Raw genomic sequence first — 24,855 nt, forward strand, 5'->3', positions numbered from 1 at the left:
CCGGTTATGCTCGGTGCAACCATCACAAGGAGGCGCGACATGCAGTTCGGACTCTTCAGCGTCAGTGACATCACCACCGACCCGACCACGGGCACGACGCCCACAGAACACGAGCGGATCAAGGCGATCGTGGAGATCGCCAAGAAGGCCGAGGACATCGGGCTCGACGTGTTCGCGCTCGGTGAGCACCACAACGAGCCCTTCGTCTCGTCGTCGCCCACCACGACCCTGGCCTACATCGCGGCGCAGACCGAGCGCCTGCAGCTGAGTACCGCGACCACGCTGATCACGACCAACGACCCGGTCAAGATCGCCGAGGACTTCGCGATGCTGCAGCATCTGGCCGACGGGCGCGTCGACCTGATGCTCGGGCGCGGCAACACCGGCCCGGTCTATCCGTGGTTCGGCCAGGACATCCGCCAGGGGATCCCGCTGGCGATCGAGAACTACCACCTCCTGCATCGGTTGTGGACCGAGCATGTGGTGGATTGGGAAGGGCAGTTCCGGACCCCGCTGACGTCCTTCACCTCGACGCCCCGTCCGCTCGACGACGTGGCACCGTTCGTCTGGCACGGTTCAATCCGCAGTCCCGAGATCGCCGAGCAGGCCGCCTACTACGGGGACGGGTTCTTCGCGAACAACATCTTCTGGCCCAACGAGCACTTCCAGCGGCTGATCGACTTCTACCGGGAACGGTACGAGCACTACGGCCACGGCAAGGCACACCAGGCCGTCGTCGGGCTCGGCGGACAGTTCTTCATCCGGCCGAAGTCGCAGGACGCGGTGCGCGAGTTCCGCCCGTACTTCGACAACGCGCCGGTGTACGGACACGGTCCGTCGCTCGAGGACTTCACCTCGCAGACGCCGCTGACCGTCGGCAGCCCGGCCGAGTTCGTCGACAAGACGCTGACCTTCCGGGAGACCTTCGGCGACTACCAGCGTCAGCTGTTCCTCGTCGATCACGCGGGACTGCCGCTCAAGACCGTGCTGGAGCAGCTCGACCTGCTGGGCGAGGTGCTGCCGGACCTGCGCGCCGGGTTCGCGGAGGGACGTCCCGACGACGTCCCCGACGCGCCGACGCACGCCTCGCTCGTCGCCGCCCGCCAGGAAGCCGATCAGGATGTGGAGGTGTCCTCGTGACCGCCCCGCGGATCGTCGCGGTGAATGCCGGTCTCTCCGAACCGTCGTCGACGCGACTGCTCGTCGACCGGATGGTCGCCGCCGTCACCGAAGGACTCGGGGCGGGCCGCGTGGACGTCGAGATCGTCGACCTGCGTGACCTCGCCGCCGAGCTGGGGCAGGCGATGACGGTCGGCTTCGCCTCGGGCCGGGCGCGCGCGGCACTCGACGCGGTCGAGGGGGCCGATGCCCTGATCGTGGCGACGCCGGTCTTCAACGCGTCCTACAGCGGACTGTTCAAGATGTTCTTCGATCTCGTCGACATCGACGCCATGTCGGGCAAACCGGTGCTGATCGGGGCGACCGGCGGCAGTCCGCGCCACTCGATGGTGCTCGACCACGCGCTGCGACCGTTGTTCGCCTACCTACGTGCCGTCGTCCTGCCGACCGGCGTCTACGCCGCGTCGGCGGACTGGGCGGGCGCCGGTGGCGACACCACGTCGTTGAACGACCGGATCGGCCGTGCTGCAGCCGAATTGGTCTCACTCCTCGGACCGAGGGGTGATGCGGGGCCGGTGGACGCCGAAGGCGGCCGGGAACCGTCGCGCGCGCCCGCGATCGACGGCAGGCAGCAGGCGGTCGAGGCGGCGGGGATCGCGAACTTCGCGAGGTTGCTCGGAACGGCGTGATGCGCTCTCACTCGGGGGCGGCGCGCCCCGGGGTGTTGGCCCGGGCGCGCAGCCGTGACTGCGGCAGCGGCGGCGCGGGCAGGTGCTGCGTCGAACCGACGTAACCCTGCACCTGCCCGAAGCGTTCGCTGCGCGCCTCCCACTGGTCCCGGTGGCCGACGATGTCGTCGTGTGTGCGCCCGATGAAGTTCCACCACATGACGATGTCCTCCGCGAGCGGTGCGCCGCCGAGGAAGATCACCCGGGCGTCGGTCTCGGCGACGTTGGTGAGCGTGATCCGACGCGCGCCCAAGCCGATGTAACCCAGCTCGGTGCGGGCCAGCGGTGCGGTGTCGGCGCCGATGACCTCGACGGTGCCGGTGTCGACGAGAACGCCGTGTTCGTGTTCGGGGTCGACGTCGATGTCTACGGTGGCGCCGGGTGCGAAATCGAGCTGGGCGCCGGTCAACGGCGTGAACGTGTGCACCGGCGAGCGGGTGCCGAACAGTTCGCCGAGAAAGACCTTTGCGGTGACCCCGCCGAGGTCGAGAGCGTCGGGCCGGTGGTGTGCGAAGTCGCGTGCGGTGTCGGCATTCTCGGCCGGCAACGCAACCCACAGCTGTACCCCGTGCAGGGTGGTGGTGTCGGGTGTGGAGACCTCCGTGTGCGCGATGCCGTGCCCGGCGGTCATGAGGTTGATCTCGCCGGGGCGGACCATCGCGTGGTTGCCCATCGTGTCCCGGTGCTCGACCTCGCCGGTGAACAGCCAGCTGACCGTCTGGAGTCCGGTGTGCGGGTGTGGTGGCACGTCCATCCCGCCGCTGCTCGCGACGTCATCGGGGCCGTAGTGGTCGATGAAACACCAGGCTCCGATCAGCGAACGTGACCGCTGCGGGAGGGTCCGGTGCACCGTCATCGCGCGCGGGCCGCCGAGGGGTACGTCGCGCGCGGTCAGGACATCCATGTGGAGGAGGCCCGGGCCCGCGGCGACGCCGGCATCGGCATGGCACTCGACCTCGACCGGGTCCGTCTCGAGATTGCTCATGGAACCATTGTCCGCGACCGCGGCCCGGACGTCCGCGAACCCGAGGTGAGATCCGGGTCAGACCAGCGTGGGGTTCTCGAATCGCATCGTGATCCGATCGACCGAGCTGGACATCAGGGCGCGTCGCCCCAGTCGCAAAGAGCGCAGTTCGTCGGCGATGGGGTGGTTGCCGAGCGTCAGGCGCGCGCCGCCGATGCGGGTGCGGGTCCCGGTGGTCGAGGTGAGTCGCCAGGGTGTCATCCGCGTGACCCCGTCGAGCTGCGAATAGGCGTGCAACACGGTGTCGGCGGTCGAGTCCGGGACCTTGAGTCCCGGCTTCACACTCAGGTCGGCGACGAGTGCGCCGTCGGACACGAGGCGTCCGCGTCTGGTGGCGGAGGAGTGGTCGACCTCGAACTCGGCGAGTGTCTTCGGGAACCCCCAGATGCCGCGCCCGGCGGCCATGGTGAAGTCGCCGTCGACGGGGAGTCGGTGCACCAGCGCACGCGCGTCCCCTTTCAGCAGGGAGCGCAACGCCCGGATCGGTGAGGCGGGCGGGGTGGTCGGGTCCTCGACGAGGAAGCACACGCCGAATTCGTTGTACGGTCCGAGGTCGCCGTCGACGTAGTCGACGAACACGAGCATGCACATGGTGCGACCCGGTCGGATGCGCAACGGGCGAAGCGTCCCGGGCTGTGTCGATTCGGCGTCGATGGCCCGTGTCACGGCCCGGGTGTCGGCGGTGAAACCGGCCACGAAGCACCGCGCGTGCCGGATCTCGACCGGCATGGTCACCGGTGTACCGAGTACATCGTGCGTCGATGGTGCGCTCACCTTTTCTGCTCCTGCGTGTCGGGTCGGGTCGTCGCCGGACGACGCCCGGCACGATCACTTTTTTAGAACACGTTCTAGTCTTGCATGCTTTCGCTCCCGGTGTGACCGATCCGGGTGGTGTCCCCAAGAATGTGGACACATCAGGTTTCAGATTGGGACGGATCATCGCTGGTGATGCCGTCGACGGGGTGAAGTGTCCGACTCGTCGGATACTGTTCGCTGAGTACACGGTCGCAAACTGCTGTGTAATTGCTGAGAGCGTCGACCATCGCGGCCACGGGTGAGGTCGATCGCGGGGGCGGGTCCGAGGGGGTGAACGCGATGGCGGACGACACGTCGGCGGACGGCGTATCTCTCGTCCGCGTGGGCATGGTCGACGACCACCGTTCGCCGATCTGGGGAATCGAGCGCGTGCTGGATCCGATCGCCGACATCTCGCTGGTCTGTGCGGCGTCCACCGTCGATGGTGTGCTGGGCGGGATGCCGCTCGATGTCGTGCTGCTGGATCTCCGTCTCGACGACGGCACGACACCACGCGAGAACGTCAACGCACTCTCCGCGGCCGGGGTCGCCACCGTCGTCTACACCTCCGGCGAGCACCCGGCGCTGTTGCGCTCGGCGGCCCGCGCCGGAGCGCTCGGCGTCGTGCTCAAGTCGGCCGACGAGGCGGTCATCATCGACGCGATCCGGGCGGCCGCCCGGGGTCGGGCGGTCCTCACCACCGAGTGGGCCGCAGCGATCGACGGCGACCCCGAACTCGCAGCGGTGGACCTGTCGCCACAGCTGCAGAAAGTCTTGGCGCTGTACGCATCCGGCGAGACCTCGACGCGGGTCGGGGCCGCCCTGGGAGTGTCCGCCGAGACGGTCAACGAGTACCTCAAACGGATTCGCCAGAAATATGCGGATGCGGGAAGACCGACCCACACCAAGGTGGATCTGTTCAAGCGTGCCGTCGAAGACGGTTGGCTCCCGGTGCCGCAGCGACTTCGGCGAGCCACCGGGGTCGTGTCCGACGACTCGCGCGGGAGCGGACGGTGAACGGCGCCCGCCCACAGGGCGGCGACGGTGACACCACATCGAGGACAGAGGAGGGGAGCGATGGGGAAGCGGCTGCGAGACCGACTCGACCGGTGCCGAGGTCCCCAGTTCTGGGTCTACCGACCGACACTCGGCCGACCTACCGTTGGGGCAACGATGAGAACGCGTGGAGCGTGCGGCGTCGGGGACGTGAGCGATGCGCCGATCGAAAAGGGGATGGATCAATGACGGCGACGACAGATTTCTTCACGACCGGGGGGTCGTCGGCGGCACGCCGTGCTGATACTGCGGACATGGTGGCGCACAACAGGGTTGCGCGCCTCGCCGACTATCGGGGGAGCGGGGAGGTGACCGCCGCGATCCCGCGGCCGAGCCTGTCCGACCGGGAGATCGAGGTCTTGCTGGCGTGGCTGGCCGCCGACTCCAAGGAGGATGCCGCGGCGCGCCTGTTCATCTCGGCGTCGACGGTGAGCACACATCTTGCACGAATCCGTGCCAAGTACACCGCGGTCGGCCGTGGCGCCCCGACCAAGACGCACCTGTTCGCGCGCGCCCTCCAGGACGGATACACCGGCCTCGACTCGTGGTGAGTTCGTCCGCGGATCGGTCCGCCCAGGGCGGAGGGGGCGGTCCGGTGGGTGGACGAGCTCAGCGCAGGTCGCGTTCGATACGCGGCCAGGTCCGGTACAGGTCGTCCTGCCAGTAACCCCATGAGTGGGTGCCGGTCGGGCGGAAGTTCACCTGGACCGGGACGTCGAGCGCACGCATACGCTCGACCATCTGCCGGGTGCAGATGTCGATGGCGACCTCGATCCCGCCGCCCACGATCGCCTGGTTCGCCAGCGTGAAACCGTCGCCCGCGATACTCGGGTCGGTCAGCTGCTCGTGGACTCCCGGTGCTCCCGTGCCGGTGGTCATGTAGACCTTGCTGCCGCGCAGCTTCGCCGCGTTCAGGTAGGGATCGTTGGCTCGCCAGCCGGGACCGTCGAGCGGGCCCCACATGTTGGTCATGTCCGCTTGACCGCGGTCCTCGACGACCAGCCGGATGTACTGCTGGCCGGCCGGGTCGCTGGTCCGAGCGCACCCGCTGAAGGCGGCGACGGATCGGTACAACCCGGGGGCGGCGATGGCGAGGTTGAGCACCGATGTCCCCGCCATCGAGATCCCGGCGATCGCGTTGACGCCGGTGGTGTCGAATTCGTCGTCGACGAGGGGCGGCAGTTCTCTCGTGAGGAAGGTCTGCCATTTGTTGCGCCCGAGAGCGGGATCGTCGCGCTGCCAGTCGGTGTAGTACGAGTAGGCGCCACCGATCGGGGTGACGACATAAGCGTGTCGGTCGGCGAAGTACCGCTTGTAGGTGGTCCGTGCGTCCCAGGTCGCGGAGTCCTCCCCGCCACCGGCGCCGTTGAGCAGGTACAGGGTGGGCGCCGGCCGGGTCCGATCCCGTGGCGTGAGCACCGTGACCGGGACCGCGCGGTTCATCGAGGCGGAGTGGACGAGCAGCGTCACCTGCCGCGGGTCATCGGTGTAGGAGTCGACGATGCGGGAACCGTCGGGGGACGACGGCGCGGCGGTCGCCGGCGCCCCGAGAGCGGTCGCGAGGCCCGCGATGACCGCACCCACCGTCAGCATCCCGGCGAGGAGACTCAACCCGCCGGGATGTCGCTGCCGCTGTTCCCGACGACCGATTCCGTTCACATCGCACCTACTCGTTCTCGAGATCCCGTCGGCTCGGACGCGCCGACGTGCCGGCCCCACAGTCTATGGATCGCCCGCACACCGAAGAACGGTTCGAGCGGAGATCGCCACGGCTGTCACCCGCAGGATCGAATTCTCGCCGGCCTAGAGGGCGACCTGGGCGAGGATCGGCGTCGTCGGCTGCGGCGAACCGCCGGCCGGTTCGATGGTGACCGCGAGCACGCTCGACCCGCGCACGTCGTCCACCACCACCGGGGCGGTGTCGTCCCCGGGGATCAGCCCGGCGGGCACCGGCTGCGGTGCGCCGCCCACCAGCCACAACTGATAGGTGCTGTCGGCCGGGATGGGCGTGCGCAGGTCCCGCAGGAGCGCGACCGCCTGGTCGGCCGATTCGGACGTCACCACCGCGATGGTGCCCCGGTCGTCGGCCAATGGCTCGACGCTCACGGACGCGTCCGCGGCGGTGAGTACCCCGAGCACCTCACGCTGGGAGTCGCTGAGGGCCGTCGACGAGGTGGACGATTCGGGGGCGGTGGTGCGACCGATGAGCACGCCTGCCCCCAGCGCCACGGCCACGGTCACCGCCGCGGCCGCCAGGATCGCCGTTGCGCGTGCCGGACGCCGCGCGGTTCCGCCCGATCGATGCTGTCCGTGGCGCGAGTCGCGGGACCGCAATTCGACCGGCGGTGGCGGCGCGAGGTCGCTTTCGCCGGACCGGCCCGTTCCCGCCGGGGCCGCCGGCGGGACGGGATGGACCGCGGGCGCGGCCGGGTTCTGCGGGCCGATGCCTGCGGGTACGTAGGACTCCGGGGTCAGCGCCGCACCCTCGAAGACGTGCTGCAGCACCCGGTCCCGGAGTTCGGGCGGTGCGTCGAGCGCATAGGTCGTCGCGAAACCCGCCATGGCCGCCTGGATGTCGGCGATCTGGGCGTCGTGTTCCGCCCGCTCGTGCGGTGGAAGTGCGGCGAGTTCTGACTCGACGCGTCTGGTCTCGTCGGGGGTCAGCGCGCCGACGGCGAACAATTCGACGTGGTCGTCGAGCCAGGTGGCCCCGCGGTCCCCGGTCGTATCGGATGTGGTCATTGTGGGATCAGGCGTCCTCGTGCGTCCTCAGGCAGGTTCTCAACCGACGCAGGCCATCTCGAATCCGAGATTTGATGGTGGGCAAGGGGGTATCGGTGTGCCGGGCGACCTCGGGATAGGTCAGGCCCCCGAAATACGACATCTCGATGCAGCTCCGTTGCAGTTCCGTGAGCGTGCCGAGACATGTTCGTAGCGTACGCGCCTCGTCGGTCTGCACAACGACCTCGAGCGGTATGTTCCGCGGTGTCTCCACCGAGACCGCTCCATACTGCGACATGCGCTGTTGCTGCAGCTCCTCGGATCGGACTCGGTCGACGGCCCGCCGGTGGGCGATGGTCATCATCCATGTGATGACCGAACCGCGCCCGGGCTGGTACTCGCCGGCCTTCTGCCAGTACTGCAGGTACGCCTCCTGGACGATCTCCTCCGCGTACTGACGGTCCCGCACGACGCGGAACGCGAGTCCGTAGATCCGTGAACTCGTGCGGTCGTACAACGTGGAGAACGCGGTCCGGTCGCCTGTCGCGGCTGCGGCCAGCAACTCCCGCAGCATCTGTGCTTCGCCTCCGCGTCCGTGGTGCGCGTCGGTGGCCGCGCTGCCATCGTCCGGTGTCACGGTTCCACGGTAACGAAGACGTAGGGATTTCTCGGGTGATCGTCGATCCCGGGGCTACCGATCGCGAATTCATGGATCACTGACCTGCAGATCACCGGTTGGCGGCGCGGCGGTACAGGATGAGCGAGGCGGGTATGCACACCGCCAGTATGACCAGTGCCGATCCCACCGAGTATCCGACCGCGTGGTCGGCGACCCATCCGGTGGCCTCGGGGAAGGTCGGCGGTGCCTCGTTGCCGAAGAGCTGCCGGGACGCGGTCGCCACTGCCGTCACCGGGTTCCACTCGGCGATCGCGCGCAGCGGACCCGGCAGGCTCTGGGCGGAGATGAACGCGCTCGACAGGAACGTGACCGGGAACATCCACAAGAACCCGATGCTCTGCGCGGCTTCGACATTCGGCGCGGCGAGACCCGTCACCGCACCCACCCACGCCATGGCGAGCGCGAACAGTCCGATGATGCCGAAGGCGAGGGCGGCGTCGCCGGCACTGCCCTGGACCCGCCAGCCGATGGCCAGACCGCAGGCGACCATCACCGCGAGGCCGACGACGCCCAGGAGCATGTCCGAGGTGACACGTCCGCTGATGACGCCCAGCCGGGACATCGGCAGCGACCGCAGCCGGTCGACGATGCCGTCGGAGGTGTCGTTCGCCAGGCCGACCGTGGTGAAGGCCGCGTTGAAGACCACGGTCTGGGTGAAGATGCCGGCCATCAGGAATTCTCGGTAGGAACCCCCGCCCAAGGTCGCGCCGAAGACGTAGGCGAACAGGAACACGAACATCAGCGGCTGGATGGTGGCGCCGATGAGCAAGGTGGGAATTCGCTTGACGGTGAGCAGGTTCCGCTCGACCAGGACTGCGGTGTCAGTGAGCATGAAGTCGGTCCGATCTGGTCGTCGGGGCGTGGGAGAGGTCGGGATCTGCGTCGGACAACCTCGGGATGACGGTGGTCTCGGCATCGGTCGTGACCGGTGTCTCGACACCGAGGTCACTGCCGCCTTCGCTGCCTGGCGTGTCCCGCTCGGTGAGGGCCAGGAACACGTCGTCGAGGGTCGGCGTGGCGACGGTGGCGTCGACGACGACGATTCCGGCGGCGTCGAGCGCCCGGACGGCGGCGACCGCGCTGCGGCTCCCGTCGCCGACCGGCAGGGACCACCGTGAGTTGTCGGTGTGTGCCGGGTCGGGGCGGTCCGACTCGTCGAGTCGTTCGGGCATGCCGAGTCCGACCTCGGCGAGGGTCGTGGCGACCAGCTCGTCGTGAGCGGTCCCGTCCGAACGCACCTCGATGGTGAGGATCGACGCACCGGTGGAGGCCTTGAGGTCGGCGGCACTGCCCTGGGCCCGGATCGTCCCGTGGTCGATGACGGTGATCTCGTCGGCCAGGGCGTCGGCCTCCTCCAGGTACTGCGTCGTGAGCAGGACCGTTGCGCCGTTCGCGACCTGTTCGGTGATGACCTCCCACATCTGGCGTCGCCCACGGGGATCCAGCCCCGTCGTCGGTTCGTCGAGGATGACCAGAGACGGTCGGTTGATCAGGGCGCCGGCGAGATCGAGCCGCCGGCGCATGCCGCCGGAGTAGGTACGCATCGGGCGGTCGGCGGCGTCCTGCAGGGCGAGGTCGGCGATCAGTTCGCGCGCCCGTGCCGAGGCCTCGCCCCGGGAGAGTCCGTACAGCTGACCGACCATCCGCAGGTTCTCGAAACCGGTCAGGTTCCCGTCGACGGCGGCGTACTGCCCGGACACGCCGATGATCTTGCGGGCTGCGCCGGGATCGGCGAGGGCGTCGACGCCGTCGACCACGACGCTGCCCTCGTCGGGCTTCATCAGCGTCGCCACCGCGCGGACGGTGGTGGTCTTGCCGGCTCCGTTGGGGCCGAGCAACGCGTGGACGGTGCCGGCGGGCACGGTCAGGTCCAGGCCGTTGAGGGCATGGACGCGGCGACCCCGGCCGAACAACCCGGTGCGGAACGTCTTTCGCAGGCCGCGCAGCTCGAGGGCGTTGCGGGCGGGGGAGACGCCATCGGTGGATGTCTCGCCGGAAGACGTGACCGGACCGGCCGGCGACGCCGTGGTCCCCGGAGTGGTTTCGGCCGACGTCGTGTCAGCCATACTGTGCCGCCCCATGTGTGACCTCCCTTTCACTGTTCTGCGAACGTTCCATCGCGCGGATCAGGCTGGCGGGCCTCATGTCTCGCCAGTTCTCCTCGACGTACTCGAGGCACTCGTCGTGACCCGACGGACCGAACACGACGGTCCAACCGTCGGGGACGGGGGCGAAGTCCGGCCACAAGGAATGCTGGTTCTCGTGATTGACGAGGACGCGGAAGGTCCCCTCGGTGTCGTCGAACGGGTTCGTCATGATTCCTCTTCCTGTGCTGCGATTCCCGGTGTGCCCGGGCCTGATTCGATCGGACCTGATTCGATCGCGGTCAGCCACTCGGAGACGTTCTCCGGCAGCAACATGCGTGCGTGGGTGCTGGTCGCCTGGACCTCGACGACGCGACCGGTGGCCTTGGTGCGCCAGTCGGCGATCGCCGGCGGGCCGTCGTGCGCGTCCACGGTCGCGGTGACGAAGGTGAGGTCGCCGTCGAAGACCCGAGGTTGCCAGTTCCGCGCCAGCGGCGAGGCGTGGCGGAACACCTCGTGGACGGTCGTGAGCGTCTCCTCGGACAAGCCGCCGAGCGCGCCGCCCGCCGCGGAGATGACGCGGAACGCGTCCGCGACCGAGGGCTCGGTGCCCTCCTCGCCACCGTCGGGGACGTCGAGTCCGAACTCGCGCATGAGTTCTGCGATCGACGCCTCGGTGTCGAGGTCGGGCCGTTCGGCGACGACGTAACTGTCGAGCACGACGAGTTGCTCGACGGTCTCGCCGGCCTCCTGGAGCTGCACGGCCATCTCGTGGGCGATCAACCCGCCCAGCGACCACCCGAGCAGGTGGTACGGCCCCTCCGGTGACACCGTGCGCAGCTTGGCCACGTACACCTGGGCGAGGTCGGCGATCGTCTGCGGGCACGGATCACCGGCGAACGCCGGGTGCTGTAGGCCGTAGACCGCGCGGTCGGCAGGCAGGTGGGGCAGCAGGGAGGTGAAGCTCCAGGACAGTCCGATCGCCGGGTGGACCACGAAGAGCGGTGCGGGAGCATCGCTTCCGGCGTCGTCGCCGGTGCGGCGCAACGGCAGGAGGGTGTCGAGACCGGAGACCGACGGTCCGGTGTCCCCGTCGGAGTGCTCCCCGCCGTCGAGCAGCTCGGCGAGTTCGGCGGGACTCGGGGCCCCGAACAACGACTGCGCCGCCAGATGCTGCCCGGTGAGCTCGCTCAGCTTGCCGGTCACGGCGGTGGCCATCAGGGAGTTGCCACCCAGGTCGAAGAATCCGTCGTCGGCACCGATGGCGTCGAGGTCGACCTCGAGGACCTCCGCGAAGAGGCGGGCGATGGTCGCCTCGGTCCCGGGCGCCGGCGCTCGGCCCGAGGCGGAGACGGCCGGGGTCGGCAGCGCCGCGCGGTCGAGCTTGCCGGTGGGGGTCAGCGGGATGTCCTCGAGCACGGAGACGGACGCCGGCACCATGTGCCGCGGCAGCCGTCGTCCCACCCGGCGCCGCAGGTCGGCGGGATCGGGTTCGTGCCCGCGCGTCGCTGTCACGTAGCTGCGCAGGATCGCCTGGGCCCCGGTGCCGTCCACGAGTGTCACGGCGAAGTCGACGTCGGGTTCGGCGGCGAGCGCGTCGTCGATCTCACCCAGTTCGATGCGGAATCCGCGGACCTGCACCTGGGAATCGCTGCGGCCGACGTAGAGGAGCTGCCCGTCGCCGGTCCAGCGGACCAGGTCGCCGGTGCGGTACATCCGTTGGCCGGCGAACCGGGGCCCGGTGACCATCGGAGCCGGGACGAACCGGACCGCGGTGAGGCCGGGTCGACGGTGATAACCGCGCGTGAGCTGCACGCCCGTCAGGTACAGGTCGCCGGTGACACCGGGCGGCACCGGATGCAGCCGATCGTCGAGGACGAGCGCGCCGACGCCGTTGTTCGGCGTGCCGATCGTCAGCGGCGTGTTCGGGGTCAGCGACCGGCTGCCGGTCGTGATGATCGTCGTCTCGGTGGGTCCGTAGACGTTGATCATCGTGCGACCGGGCGACCAGCGCCGCACGAGGTCGGTTCCGTAGGCCTCGCCACCGACCGCGAGTGCGCGAAGTGACGGCACGGCGGCGGGATCCATGCTGGCGACCGCGGCAGGGGTGATGAACGCATGCGTCGCCTGGCGCGTCCTGATCACGTCGCTGAGCGCGGTACCGCCGTAGACGTGGGGTTCGACGATGGTCAGTGCCGACGAACCGGCCAGCGCGAGCAGCATCTCCAGCACCGAGGCGTCGAAACTCGGTGAGGCGAAGTGCAACACGCGGGACGTGGGTCCGGGGGTCATCCGTTCCGCGAGTTCGTCGTGCACCGCGCGCAACCCGCTGTGCGGGACCAGGACGCCCTTGGGCTTACCGGTCGATCCCGACGTGTAGATGATGTACGCCAACTGATCCGGGCGGATCGTCGACGCCCGCTCGGCGTCGGTGATCGGCGCCGGCGAGGAGTGCTTCATGCGGGTCCGGGTCGACGCGGCGTCCAGGACGAGGGTCGGTACCTCGCTCCCGGCCGAGCTCTCCGCGATGCGTTCCCACGACGACGAGGTCGTCACGACCAGCTGCGCGCCGCTGTCGTCGAGCATGTGCGCGATGCGGTCGGCGGGATACTCGGGGTCGATGGGAACGTATGCGGCGCCGGCCTTCACGATCGCCCAGATCGCCACCAGGGAGTCGATGGAACGGCTGATCGCCATCGCGACCACCGGTTCGCGGGACGACCGGACGTCGGGACCCTCGGTCCCCGGCTCGTCGTCCGAGCGCGAGTAGGCCCCCACCCCGCGGCCCAGGAGGACCCGGGCCAGCCGGTTCGAGCGGGCGTCGAGTTCGGCGTAGGTGAGAGTCTCGGGGCCCTCGCCGTCCGCGGTGGGCTGCCCGATCGCGGCGAGCCCGTCGGGGTGCCGCCGCACCGCATCGGCGATCAGCACGTCCAGCGTCGTCGGTGCGTTGCCGCGCGGTCCGAGAGCGGGGGTGCGCTCGGCCACCTCGAGGGGGTCGGTGATGCGGATGTCGCCGATCGCGCGCCCGGGGTCGCCGAGCATGCCGCGCAACACGCGCATGAGCCGCGTTCCCAGCATCTGGGCGTCGTCGTGGCCGTATCGCGCCGCGTCGTAGGTGATCTGGACCGCGGCGTCGGTGTCGGAGTCGGTCGCGCCCAGGCCGGTGACGGTGAACTGCAGGTCGAACTTGGCTGCGAGGGAGTCGAATTCGGCCACCTCGGCCATCAGGTCGTCGTCCATCGCAACGGCGGTCCCGGCGAGGGAATCCGCACCGCCCACCGGGGTCGGCGCGCCACCGGCGAAGTCGTGCACCGACAACGCCACCTGGAAGAGCGGGTGTCGACCGTGCGCGCGTTCGGGATTGAGCGCGGTCACGATGTCGTCGAAGGGCACCCCCCGGTGATCGAGGGCGTCGATGTCGGTGTCGCGGGTCCGGCGGACGAGTGCGGCGACGGTCTCCGCGCTGTGCAGGTGGCTGCGCAGCGGCACCATGTTGACGAACATGCCGACCACGCCGCTGTAGTCGCGGTCGACGCCGGTCATACCGGTGCGGTTGTCGACCGGACTGCCGATGACCAGGTCATCGCCGACACCCAGACGGTGCAGCAGGATCGCCAGTGCGGTGTGCAGGACGGAGAACGGCGTCGTCGACTGTTCGCGGGCGAAGGCGGTCAGGCCGGCCCGGGTGTGTGCCGGGAGCGGCAGACTCACCGACCGGGCACCCGAACCGCGTCTGCCGCCGCCGACCGGTTCCACCGTGCTCTCGGCGGGCGCACCCGCGAGGTGTTCGGTCCAGAATCCCAACTCGTCGGTCGCCGCGGGCGCCGTCGCACTCTCGACGGCGTGGTCGCGGTAGTCGAGAGCCGCCGCATCCCAGGTCTCGGCGCGGCCGGCGCGTCGTTCTCGGTAGGCCTGCGCCAGATCGCCGACGAGGGTCGGCAACGACGCGCCGTCGGCGGCGATGTGATGGACGACGAGCAGGAGGATGTGCGTCGCGGTCTCGCCACGCGCACCGGGGTCGGCGACGACCGTGGCACGCAGCGGCGCCTCGGTGGTCGGGTCGATGGGCGTCGATGCGAGTCGCGCGATCTCGCTCATCAGCGCGTCGGGGTCCGCGGGGACGACGGGGGTCAGCGGGCCGACGACGGCCGCGGGATCGTCGAGCACCCGGCCCGTCGGTGTCCCGTCGACCGCCTCGAAGACCGTCCGCAGGCTGGTATGCCGGGCGACGACATCGGTGAGTGCACCGCGGAGGGCCGCGAGATCGATGTCCCCGGTCAGTCGCAGGACGAAAGGCATCAGGTACTCGGTCGACGCGGGGTCGGCCGCCGCCAGCGACCACAGGCGGCGCTGGACCGGCGCGAGCGGGAATGTCTCCCGTCGGACCGGGCGACCCGACGACTCGTCGGACTCCGCGGTCGGTGCCCAGTCGGCCGGCAGGCTGATCAGGTCCGCGAGGGCTTCGGCGGTCGGGTGGTCGAAGACGTCCCGCACGCGGAGGCGGCCCTCGGCCGACACGCGGTTGATCCGACTGACCAGGGTGGTCGCCTGCAGCGAGGTGCCACCCAGCAGGAAGAAGTCGTCGGTGGCTCCGATCTCCTCGCGGGCGAGGCCGAGCACGTCGGCGACGATGCCGACCAGTGCGGTCTCGGCATCACCGCGCGGTGCGCGACCGACGGACGACATGCTGCTCGCCGACGGCTCCGGCAGTGCCCGATGGTCGAGCTTGCCGTTGCCGGTCAGCGGGATCTCGTCCAGCACGACGATCGCGGACGGGACCATGTGGCGCGGCAGGCGGCTGCGGACCGACTCCAACACCCTTGCGGTGTTCAGTGTTTCAGGGGCGTCTGCGGACTCGGGATCGCCGGCCGCCCCGGCGGAGCGCGTCACGTAACCGACCAGGGTGGCCGATGCGCTCTCGCCGCGGACGACGGTGGTGGCGAAGTCGATTCCGTCCACGGCCGCCAGTGCCGCACTCACCTCGTCGAGTTCGATGCGGAAACCGCGGACCTTCACCTGGTTGTCACTGCGACCGTGGTAGGTCAGCGCGCCGTCGGCGTCGCGGTGCACGATGTCGCCGGTGCGGTACATGACGGCGCCGCTTCCGACGGGGGAGGCCACGAACCGGCCGGAGGTCAGGCTGCGCCGTCCCAGGTAGCCCCGTGCCACTCCCGGCCCGGTGAGGTAGAGCTCGCCGGGGACGTGGTCGGGCAGCGGGCGCAACCGGTGGTCGAGGACGAGTGCGGTGCACTCGTGGACCGGAGTGCCGATGGTGATCGGCTCACCCGGGTGCAGCGGCGCCGACATCGTCGCGACGATGGTCGTCTCGGTCGGCCCGTAGGAGTTGATGTAGCGACGGCCGGTTCCCCAGCGCGCCACCAGTTCCGGGGTGCTGGCCTCGCCGCCCACGCCGAGGGTCTTCAGGTGGGGGAGTGGATGGGGTGCCGCGGCGGCGAGGGCCGACGGCGTGATGAACGCGTGGGTGACCTCGCGCTCGTCGAGGAACTCGACGAGTTCGTCGCCGCCATAGATCGTCGTCGGTGCCACCACCATCGTCGCGCCGGACTCGACGGCGAGGAGGAACTCCAGCATCGATGCGTCGAACGAGGGGGAGGCGAACAGCAGGGTGCGATCGCCGGGGCCGACCTCGTACCGCTCCCGCTGGGTCTGGGCGAACGCGGCCAGGCCGCGATGGGACACGCTCACGCCCTTCGGTTTTCCGGTGGAGCCGGAGGTGTAGACGATGTAGGCGATCGAGTCCGGGTGCCGGGCCGGGGGTCGGAAGCCTGCGCGCTCGCCGGTACTCAGATCCTCCGGGGTCAGCCACCAGATGTCGTGCGGCACATCGCGACGGTGGTCGGAGCTGCTGATGCCCAGGATGGCGCCCGAATCGGCGATCATGTGGGCGATCCGCTCGGCCGGGTAACGCATGTCGACCGGCAGCGCGGCCGCGCCCGCCTTCGTCACGGCCCACGTGGCGACCACCGACTCCAGGCTGCGATCGACGGCGATCGCGACCACGTCCTCGGTGCCGACCCCGAGTTCGCGCAGCGTGAGTGCCCAGCGCGCGGAGATCCGATCGATCTCGGCGTAGGTGAGCGTGCGGTCTCCGTCCTCGACCGCCATGCGATCGGAGTGGTCGATGACGGTGTCGGCGAGGATGTCGGCAAGATGCCTCGGCTCGATCGAGCGGTGTTCGCGCACAGCCGAATCGACGGTGTCCACCAGCTCGGCCGTCCCGGCCAGGTCGTCGAGAGGTGTCGACGGATCCGCGGCGACCGCGCGTGCGAGATCGACGAACATCCGGGCCAGTTCGCTGACGCGGTCATGCGTGTGGACATCGGTCGCATAGGTGAACCGCGCGCGCCCGTTACGGATTCGCAGTTCGAGGTCGAACCGGGCGGCCGCGGTCTCGATCTCCTCGGCGACGACCTGCAGACCGGGCAGATCAACCCTGGTGTGGTCGGGTTCGAGGGTGTCGGAGACCCCGGCGTCGAATGCCAGCGCGATCTGGAATATCGGATGCCGATCCGTGCGAGGCGGATTGAGGATCGAGACGATCTGCTCGAACGGCATGTCGGCGCCCGCCAGCGCGTCCAGATCGCGGCTGCGGACGGAGTCGAGCAGGGCCGCGAACCCCTGGCTCCCGTCGACCGGGGTCCGGAGGACGACCGAGTTCACGAACATGCCGACGATGTCGGCGAGCCGGGGATCGGCGCGTCCGGCGACGGGGGTGCCGATCACGATGTCCGACGCGGAACCGGCGACATGCACTTGCGGGTCGGCGTTCAGCCGGTGCAGCAGCGCGGCGAACACCGCATGCACGCACATGAATTCGGTGGCCCGGCCGCCGCCCAGTGCGGAGAGGCGGTTGCGCAGTTCGGCGTCGAAGTCGACCTCGACCACGCTCGCCGTGCGGGCGGACCCGCTCGGCGCGTCGGGTACGAGGATCGGACCGACATCGATCCCGTCCAGGTCCTGTCGCCACCGGTCGGCCAGATCGGTGCGGGTCTCGAGGTGATCGGCCTGCCAGCGCAGGTAGTCGCGATAGTCCAGGGCCGGCGGAGCGGCGGTGACCGCGGCTTCGGTGCCGTTCTCGGCCGCCGTCCGCAGTTCGGCGTAGGCGGTGGTGATGTCGCGGTGCAGCGGCACCATCGACCAACCGTCGGCCGCGATGTGGTGGATGACGAGGCTCAGCTTGTGATGCGCTGTGTCGCCGTCGATCCGGTGCAGCGCGACGCGCAGCGGTACGTCGACGGTCAGGTCGAACGGACGACGCGCCAGCGCCTGCGCCTGGGCCGGCCACTCCGCCGACGTCGTCTCGACGACGGTGAGTTCGGTCTGCACCTCGTCGGTGGGACGTACGTCCAGGCCGGGGCGCCCGTCGTGCTCGGGGTAGACGGTGCGCAGCATCTCGTGGCGGTCGACGGCGTATCGGAGCGCGCCGGACAGAGCGTCCACGTCGAGATCGCCACGGAGATCCAGCGCGAAGGCGATGGCGTAATCGGCTGTCGACGAACCGTTGTCGGAGTCGACTCGCCCCGGATCGGCGTCGGCTCCGCTCGCGAGCTGGTTGAGGAACCAGAGCTGCTGCTGCGCGGGTCCCGGTCGCGCCGGGCTGTCCGGATCGTGCCGGAGGTCGGCGAGTGTCCGCGCCTCGACGAGGGCGGTGTCACCCTCGTCGGCGCCGCCGAGCCGGGCGATGCCGGCGACGGTGGAGTGGTCGAAGACCTCACGGACGGGGATGCGTCGCCCGGTGAGATTCTCGAGTGCGCCGACGATCTGGGTCGCCAGCAACGAGTTGCCGCCGAGGTCGAAGAAGTCGTGGTCGCGGCCGATGGTGCCGGGCTCCAGTTCGAGACGCTCGGCGATCAGGTCGGCGACCGCCTGCTCCAGGGGGTTGCGCGGCGCGACGAACGCCACGTCGCCGTCCACCGATCCCGGCTCCGGCGCGGGCAGTGCCCGGAGGTCGACCTTGCCGATCGGGGTCGTGGGGATCTCGTCGAGCTCGATGATCGTCGACGGGATCATGTGCCGGGGCAGGCGCTGCGCCAATCGGTCTCGCACCGCGGCGGCCTGCCCGTGGGCGCCCGCGGTCACGGTCACGTAGGACACGAGATGGGCGCGGTCGCCCTCGCCATGCGTGGTGGTGACCGCCGCCCGCACCGACTCGTCGGCAACCAGGGCGGCGTCGATCTCACCGAGTTCGATGCGATGCCCGCGGATCTTGGTCTGATGGTCGGCCCGCCCGCGGAACTCGAGTTCGTGATCGGAGGTCCACCGGACGAGGTCGCCGGTTCGGTACATGCGCTCGCCGGGATCGCCGTAGGGGTTGGCGATGAAGCGCTTGGATGTCAGCGGTCGGACGCCGTGGTACCCGCGGGCGAGATGCTCACCGGCGATGTACAACTCGCCGATCGCGCCGGGGGCGACCGGACGCAGGCGCTCGTCCAGGACCAGCGCAGAGATGCCGCGGATGGGCCGGCCGATGGTCAGCGTCGTGTAGTCGGGGCTGATCGGCGCCGACACCGCGGCCACCACGGTGGTCTCGGTGGGACCGTAGGCGTTGAACAGCTTCGGGCCGGTCGACCAGGTGCGGACCACCTCGGAGTTCGGGTGTTCGCCGCCGATGACGAGTGCCTCGAGATCGGGGACGTCGTCCGGGGACATGGTCGTCAGCACCGACGGGGTCAGGAACGCGTGCGTGATCCGCGCATCGCGCATCAGCTCGGCGAGCTCGGTGCCGCCGACAATCCCCGGCGGAACGATGTGCATCGTCGACCCGGCCGAGACCGCCATCAGGATCTCGAGTACCGACGCATCGAAACTCGGCGACGCCATGTGCATCGTTCGACTGGTGGGCGTGATCCCGTACTGCGTGACCTGTTGCGCGCCGAAGTCGGCGAGTCCGCGGTGGCTGACAACGACGCCCTTGGGCGTGCCGGTGGTCCCAGATGTGTAGATCAGGTAGGCGGGCTGGTCGACGTCGAGGACGCCTCGTCGCTCCGAGTCCGCGATGGGCGCCGTTGATTCGGCTTCGATCCATTCGCGGATCGCGGGGTCGTCGAGGACAACTGTGCTCAGAGCGGGCCCGGCGCCGGGATCGGACGACCGATCGGTGACGAGCAGTCGTGCGCCCGAGTCGGTCAGCATGTGTTCGATGCGGCCGGACGGATACGCGGGATCGACCGGGAGCCAGGCGGCTCCGGTGCGGGCGATCGCCCACATCGTGACAATCCACTCGACGCTGCGCGGAAGTGCCACGGCCACAAGGTTTTCAGGTCCGGCACCACCGTCGATGAGCGCCCGTGCCAGTCGGTTCGACGCCGCGTCGAGTTCACGGTAGGTCAGCGACCGGGTGCCGTCGGTGACCGCCACGCGGTGCGGCGAGGATTCCGCGGCCGCCGACAGCAGCCGGGTGAGGTGTTCGACCGGACGGCGGCCCTCGCCGACGGCCGGGACGAGATCGAGACGCTCGTGCAGGTCGAGCACCGGCAGGTCGCCGATCGGGGCGCTCGGGTCCGCGGTCGCCGCCCCCAGCATGCGGACCAGGCGCGAACCCAGTCCGGCCACCGTGTCCCGGTCGAAGAGAGCGGTGGCGTAACCGATCTCGAGTGTGAGGCCGGCAGGCTCGCCGGTCGCCCCGCGCACCTCGGTGAACGTGAACTGCAGATCGAAGGTGGTGCGACCGGTGTCCACGCGGGATGCGGTCGCCGAGAGCCCGGCGAAGTCGAGCCGGATGGCGGAACGGTCCTCCAGGGCCATCGACACCTGGAAGTACGGGTGGACATTGCCCGAACGGGCCGGGTTCAGTTCGGTCACCAGCCGGTCGAACGGCATGTCGGCGTTGTCGAACGCGTTCAGATCGGTTTCCCGGACACTTGCCACCAGGTCGGCGAACGGCAGGTCCTTGTCGACGACGGTGCGCAACGCCAGCGTGTTGACGAACATGCCCACGAGATCGTCGAGGTCGGCGTCGCCGCGTCCGGACACCGGTGTGCCGATGATGACGTCCGAGGACTGCGCGAGGGAACGGAGCAGGACCGCCACCGAGGCGTGGAGCACCATGAAGACCGTGGCGTCGGCCTCGGTAGCGATGGTCCGGATCGCGCCGTAGGTGTCGGGGCCGATGGTAGAGGTCACCGACGATCCGGACCGGCCGGTCACCTCTGAATCCCGGCTTCGGGGACGGTCCAGGGGCAGCTCGGTCTCGCCCGGCGCCCCGTCGAGGGTGTCCCGCCAGAACTCGAGTTCGGCTGCGGCATGCGGACTCTCGTCGAGCCATGCGTGACGTGCGGCGCTGGTCTGCGAGTAGGAGACCGGCAGCTGCGTCCATTCGGGCTCGATGCCGTCGCGGCGGGCGCGGTAGGCCGTGGCCAGGTCGCCGGCGAGGGGGGCCAGCGACCAGCCGTCGGCCGCGATGTGATGGATGACCATCGTGAGTCGATGATCGTCGTCGGCGGTTCGGACGAGGCGCGCACGGACGGGGATCTCGGCGGCCAGATCGAAGGGGAGCGAGGCGAAGTCGCGGTCCGCGCACTGGGCGACGTCACCGGTCGCGAGGACCGGCAGGTCGACGTCGACCGCGTCCGGGTCGATCGCGGAGATGCACGCCACACCGTCGATCTCGGTGACGACGCTGCGCAGCGGCTCGTGTCGCCGGACGACGTCGACCAGGGCCGTCCGGAGTGCGTCGGTGTCGAGTGCGCCGACGAAGCGGACGGTGAACGGCATGTTGTAGGTCGCCGAGGACGCGGGGTCCAGCCGTGTCGCGAGCCACAGCCGATGCTGGGCCGGGGACAGCGGCACGGCTCCGGAGACGGTCCGCCCGGCGGTGTCGTCGGAGGGGACCGAGGCGGAGCCGACGGCCGGCTCATCGGTGTCGACGCCCAGGTCGGACAGGGCCGCGACGAGGCCGGCGAGGTCGTCGGCGTCGAACACCGTACGGATCCCGATCCGATGGCCGGTGGCGCGGGACAGCCGCGAGGCCATCCGTGTCGCTGACAGTGACGTCCCGCCGATCTCGAAGAAGTTGTCGCTTAGAGAAATCGACGCCGGAGCCGTGGCGTGGGCCTCGTTCGCCACCTCGTCGGACGTGTCGTCGTGCAGGTCGAGCACATCGGCGACGGTCGCCACGACGAAGCGTTCGAGCGCGGTGCGGGCCCGGACGAACTCGCGGTGGGTCCGCAGGTCGGGCCGAGGCAGCGCACGGCGGTCGAGCTTGCCGTTGGCGGTGGTGGGCAGCGAGTCGAGGACCATGATCGCGGTGGGGATCATGTGATCCGGTAGCGCGGTTCGGAGTTCGGCTCGCAGGTCCTTGTCGGTGAGTCCGGTGCCGGTGACGTAACCGACGATCGTGGGCTCACCGGCGACCAGATCATCCCGGATGACCACGCCCGCGGCGGTCACGCCGTCCAGCCGGCTGAGGGTCGACTCGATCTCGCCGAGTTCGACCCGCTGGCCGCGGATCTTGACCTGTGAGTCGGTGCGACCGAGGTATTCCAGCTCGCCGGCGGCGTTCAGACGGACGAGATCGCCGGTGCGGTAGAGCCGTTCGCCCGGCGCCGCGGGCGAGGCGACGAACCGCGATGCCGTCAGGTCCGCGCGGCTGCGATAGCCCCGGGCCAGCTGGACGCCGCCGAGATAGAGTTCGCCGATCGCGCCGGGCGGTTGCGGCCGCAGGCGGTGGTCGAGCACGTGGACACCGGTGTTCCACACCGGGGAGCCGATCGGGATCACCGGGACGTCGGCGCGACAGTGGTCGTGGTGGGTGACGTCGATCGCGGCCTCGGTGGGGCCGTAGAGGTTGTGGATCGGAGCGGACGTCAGCGACGCGGCGGCACCGACCGTCGCGGGAGTCAGAGCCTCACCGCTGGTGAAGATGCGGCGTAGGCTCGTCAGCTCCGATGCATCGTCGGCGTCGAGTGCCGCGGTGAAGGCGGCGAGCATCGATGGCACGAAATGCAGTGTCGTGACGCGGTGTTCGGCGATCACGTCACGCAGATACCAGGGGTCGCGATGACCGTCGACAGTCGGGACGACGAGTGCCGCGCCGGTGGTGAACGGCCAGAAGAACTCCCAGACCGACACGTCGAAGGTGGACGGGGTCTTCTGCAGCACCCGGTCGTCCGGTGCGAGCTCGTAGCGGGCCTGCATCCACGCGAGGCGGTTGACGATGGCGTGGTGGGTGATGACCACGCCCTTCGGCTTGCCGGTGGAACCGGAGGTGAACAGCACATAGGCGGCCGTGTCGGGGCTCGGGGGCGTCGGTGCGGCTACGTCGGAATCGTCGTCGGCGCGCAGTTCGGCGAGCACCGACTCGGTGATGACGAGGTCGGGGGCGGCCACCTCGAGGATGTGACCGAGCCGGTCGGCCGGTTCGGCCGGATCGATCGGCAGGAACGCGGCACCGGCCCGGACGACGCCGTGCAACGACACGACCTGGTCGGTGCTGCGGGGCAGCTGAACGCCGACGACGCTCTCGGGGCCGATCCCGCGACGAACGAGCGCGGATGCGATCTGTGTTGCGGCGCAGGCGAACTCGCGGTGGGTGAGCGAGTGTCCGTCCTGTGCGTCGGTGATCGCGGTCTCATCGGGGTGGGCCCGGGCCGCGTCGTCGAGCAGGTCGACGAGGGTGGTGTCGCCGTGCTCGACCTGCTCCCCGGTCATGCGCTCGGGGAGTTCGGCTCGTTCGGCATAGGTGAGAACGTGCAGGTCCGACACCTTGGTCTCGACCGGCGCGCCGACGAAGGCGGTGACGAAGTCGACCAGGCGCCGGTGGTGGGTGGTGATCTCCTCGGCCGGGTAGATGTTGGGGTTCGCCTCGAGGTCGAGGGTCATCCCGCCGTCGAGGCTGTCGTAGACGTTCACCGACAGGTCCTCGATGGGGCCCGTGGACAGGACGTGCAATTCTCCCTTGAGCGGACCGAAGTCGATGTGCTGGAAGAAGAGCATGACGTTGACGAGCGGTCCGAAGAATCCTCGTCGCGCACCGGCCGCACCGAGGATCTGAGAGGTGATGTCCTCATGCCGGAACTTCTGATGCCGGACGGCGACCTTGATCTCTGAATTGGCCGACTTCAACAGATCGGCCAGGGTGGCGGTGTCGTCGTCGAGCGCGATGCGCAGCGGGACGACGTTCGAGGTCAGGCCCGCCGAGGTACGGAGGACATCGCGATCGCGGGCGGCGACCGGCAGGCTCAGCATCGCCTCGTCGCGATCGGTGTAGCGCGCGACGTAGGCGGCGACGGCGGCGGTGATGACCGAGGCGGGCCGGACCCGCTGGGTGCGGCCGAGATCGCGGATGCGCGCGACGAGCGTGTCGTCCAGCACTGCCGACCGTACGTCCGACAACGGCGCCGCCGAGGCCGAAAGGCTGGTGAGAGTGGTCATCTCGGGCATGTCGGCCAGATGCGACGCCCAGTGTTCGCGATCCTCGACGAACTTCGCGGAGGCGCGGTACTCACGGTCGAACTCCGCGATGTCGACCATCGACGCGGTGTCCGCGATCGGGGGCGGGGTCCCGTTCACGATCGCGGTGTAGTGCGAGGCGACCCGCAACATCATGTACATGGCCGCGTAGCCGTCGAAGCCGATGTGGTGACCGTGGCAGTACCAGATCGAGTGCCCGGGACCGATCTTGAGCAGGTGGGTCTCGAGGATGCGGTCTTCGAACACGTCCGAACTCGCGCTTCGCCGGCGGTCGATCCAGGCCAGCGCTGCCGCGCGCGGGTCGTCGGCGTCGGAGAAGTCCTGTCGCCCGAGTACCACTCCCTGCGACCGGTCGAGCACCATCATCGGTTCGCCGTCGTCGGTCGGGATCAACCGCAGCAGTGGGGCTTCGGTCTCCCGCTCGGTCAGGGTGACCGCACGTTGCATGATGTCCGGATCGACGTCGACGAGGGGGTCGTCACCGTCCTCGGCCTGCGGACCCGATGTGTCGCCGCGGAACTCGACGTACGCGTCGATGGTCATCGGCACGTCCGGCTCGAGTTGCTGAGCGTAGAAGATGCCGCGTTGTGCGGCGGTCATCGGGATCGTCAGGCCGGCGTCGATGTCGGTAGCAACGGTGTTCCGGACCGCGTCGTCTGTGGTCACGCGTGCCTCCCCTGTGAATGCGCCCGCACGGCAGCGTCGAACCCGGATCGAGCGTGGGGATTCGAACTCCGGTCCACGAACTCGGGGCGGGTGGCCCGGAGTCGAGGACTCGCCGTCAGGCCCGCGGTTGTCGGACTGAACTGCGGAGCCGGGGAGCATGGTGATCGTTCGGCTCACGATCGGCAGCCGAGAGTTACCCCCGGCGCTGACACGCCCCCCGTGTTTCGCTCCCTTCCGGCTCGCACTGATTGCTCGCCGGACGGGCTTGTGTCTGGTCGATCTCGTCTCATGGGTGCTTCGCGTGGCGGTGCACCCCAGATGGGTCAGTGCGCGAAAAACTTTCCCGGCCCGGCGTCCTCCGAAACCCCGCGCGGTCGCCGGGGCCATCGATTTGGCCCGGACCTGGGCATTCCCCTACACTTGTGGGGTTGCCTGCGGCACCGCTGTGTCGCGAGTCGGCTCACGAACCCACTGGGGCGGACCGCTCAGGTGTCACAACCTGGTCAAAACCCCAGGCAGGCGTGTGTTCGATGGCAACGGACCGTGTGCGTC

At 69.6% G+C, this 24,855-nt stretch carries 13 protein-coding genes; 4 read left to right on the forward strand and 9 right to left on the reverse strand.

Translation table 11 applies throughout. The annotated features are described in order from the left end of the window. Positions 1 to 39 precede the first annotated feature (39 nt). Together ACFVHY_RS18045 and ACFVHY_RS18050 are read left to right on the forward strand one after the other, a co-directional pair. On the forward strand, positions 40 to 1,140 hold the full coding sequence (locus tag ACFVHY_RS18045) for an LLM class flavin-dependent oxidoreductase (protein WP_390274324.1): 1,101 nt from the start codon (positions 40 to 42) through the stop codon (positions 1,138 to 1,140). Beyond that, positions 1,137 to 1,808 (forward strand): CE1759 family FMN reductase, encoded by a 672-nt coding sequence (locus ACFVHY_RS18050; RefSeq protein WP_390274326.1) that lies wholly within the window; start codon positions 1,137 to 1,139, stop codon positions 1,806 to 1,808. The genes ACFVHY_RS18045 and ACFVHY_RS18050 overlap by 4 nt, the downstream gene beginning before the upstream one ends. Before the next feature lie 7 nt (positions 1,809 to 1,815). Here ACFVHY_RS18050 and ACFVHY_RS18055 read toward each other — a convergent pair whose 3' ends face one another. Both ACFVHY_RS18055 and ACFVHY_RS18060 read right to left on the reverse strand, forming a co-directional pair. Beyond that, on the reverse strand, positions 1,816 to 2,832 hold the full coding sequence (locus tag ACFVHY_RS18055; protein ID WP_390274328.1) for a pirin family protein: 1,017 nt from the start codon (positions 2,830 to 2,832) through the stop codon (positions 1,816 to 1,818). A 57-nt stretch (positions 2,833 to 2,889) separates the two neighbouring features. Then, positions 2,890 to 3,645 (reverse strand): acetoacetate decarboxylase family protein, encoded by a 756-nt coding sequence (locus ACFVHY_RS18060; protein WP_390274331.1) that lies wholly within the window; start codon positions 3,643 to 3,645, stop codon positions 2,890 to 2,892. Between the two features lie 321 nt (positions 3,646 to 3,966). Here ACFVHY_RS18060 and ACFVHY_RS18065 point away from each other — a divergent pair, with 321 nt between their 5' ends. Both ACFVHY_RS18065 and ACFVHY_RS18070 read left to right on the forward strand, forming a co-directional pair. Continuing rightward, positions 3,967 to 4,683 (forward strand): helix-turn-helix transcriptional regulator, encoded by a 717-nt coding sequence (locus ACFVHY_RS18065; protein WP_390274333.1) that lies wholly within the window; start codon positions 3,967 to 3,969, stop codon positions 4,681 to 4,683. A gap of 224 nt (positions 4,684 to 4,907) precedes the next feature. Then, positions 4,908 to 5,273: a response regulator transcription factor gene (locus ACFVHY_RS18070; protein WP_390274335.1), complete on the forward strand. Its 366-nt coding sequence runs from the start codon at positions 4,908 to 4,910 to the stop codon at positions 5,271 to 5,273. Between the two features lie 58 nt (positions 5,274 to 5,331). On the opposite strand, the gene ACFVHY_RS18075 is transcribed toward ACFVHY_RS18070, so the two are convergent. From ACFVHY_RS18075 to ACFVHY_RS18105, 7 genes are all read right to left on the reverse strand, one after another. Next, positions 5,332 to 6,381, reverse strand: coding sequence for an alpha/beta hydrolase (locus tag ACFVHY_RS18075; protein WP_390274337.1), 1,050 nt, complete (start codon positions 6,379 to 6,381; stop codon positions 5,332 to 5,334). 144 nt (positions 6,382 to 6,525) lie between these two features. Continuing rightward, positions 6,526 to 7,464, reverse strand: a complete 939-nt coding sequence (locus ACFVHY_RS18080; protein ID WP_390274340.1) for an anti-sigma factor — start codon at positions 7,462 to 7,464, stop codon at positions 6,526 to 6,528. 7 nt (positions 7,465 to 7,471) lie between these two features. Continuing rightward, positions 7,472 to 8,080 (reverse strand): ECF RNA polymerase sigma factor SigK, encoded by a 609-nt coding sequence (sigK, locus tag ACFVHY_RS18085; RefSeq protein ID WP_058252002.1) that lies wholly within the window; start codon positions 8,078 to 8,080, stop codon positions 7,472 to 7,474. 91 nt (positions 8,081 to 8,171) lie between these two features. Next, positions 8,172 to 8,954 carry an ABC transporter permease gene (locus ACFVHY_RS18090; protein ID WP_390274343.1) on the reverse strand — a complete coding sequence of 261 codons (783 nt, stop codon included), beginning with the start codon at positions 8,952 to 8,954 and terminating at the stop codon, positions 8,172 to 8,174. Next, positions 8,944 to 10,203 carry an ABC transporter ATP-binding protein gene (locus ACFVHY_RS18095; RefSeq protein ID WP_390274346.1) on the reverse strand — a complete coding sequence of 420 codons (1,260 nt, stop codon included), beginning with the start codon at positions 10,201 to 10,203 and terminating at the stop codon, positions 8,944 to 8,946. Before ACFVHY_RS18095 ends, ACFVHY_RS18090 begins: the two co-directional genes overlap by 11 nt. Then, positions 10,181 to 10,438: an MbtH family protein gene (locus tag ACFVHY_RS18100; RefSeq protein ID WP_159371338.1), complete on the reverse strand. Its 258-nt coding sequence runs from the start codon at positions 10,436 to 10,438 to the stop codon at positions 10,181 to 10,183. The genes ACFVHY_RS18095 and ACFVHY_RS18100 overlap by 23 nt, the downstream gene beginning before the upstream one ends. Further along, positions 10,435 to 24,303: an amino acid adenylation domain-containing protein gene (locus tag ACFVHY_RS18105; RefSeq protein WP_390274348.1), complete on the reverse strand. Its 13,869-nt coding sequence runs from the start codon at positions 24,301 to 24,303 to the stop codon at positions 10,435 to 10,437. Before ACFVHY_RS18105 ends, ACFVHY_RS18100 begins: the two co-directional genes overlap by 4 nt. Between the last annotated feature and the right edge of the window lie 552 nt (positions 24,304 to 24,855).

Origin of the sequence: Gordonia sp. NPDC127522, assembly GCF_042672305.1 — a bacterium.
Taxonomy (GTDB): Bacteria; Actinomycetota; Actinomycetes; order Mycobacteriales; family Mycobacteriaceae; genus Gordonia; species Gordonia hongkongensis.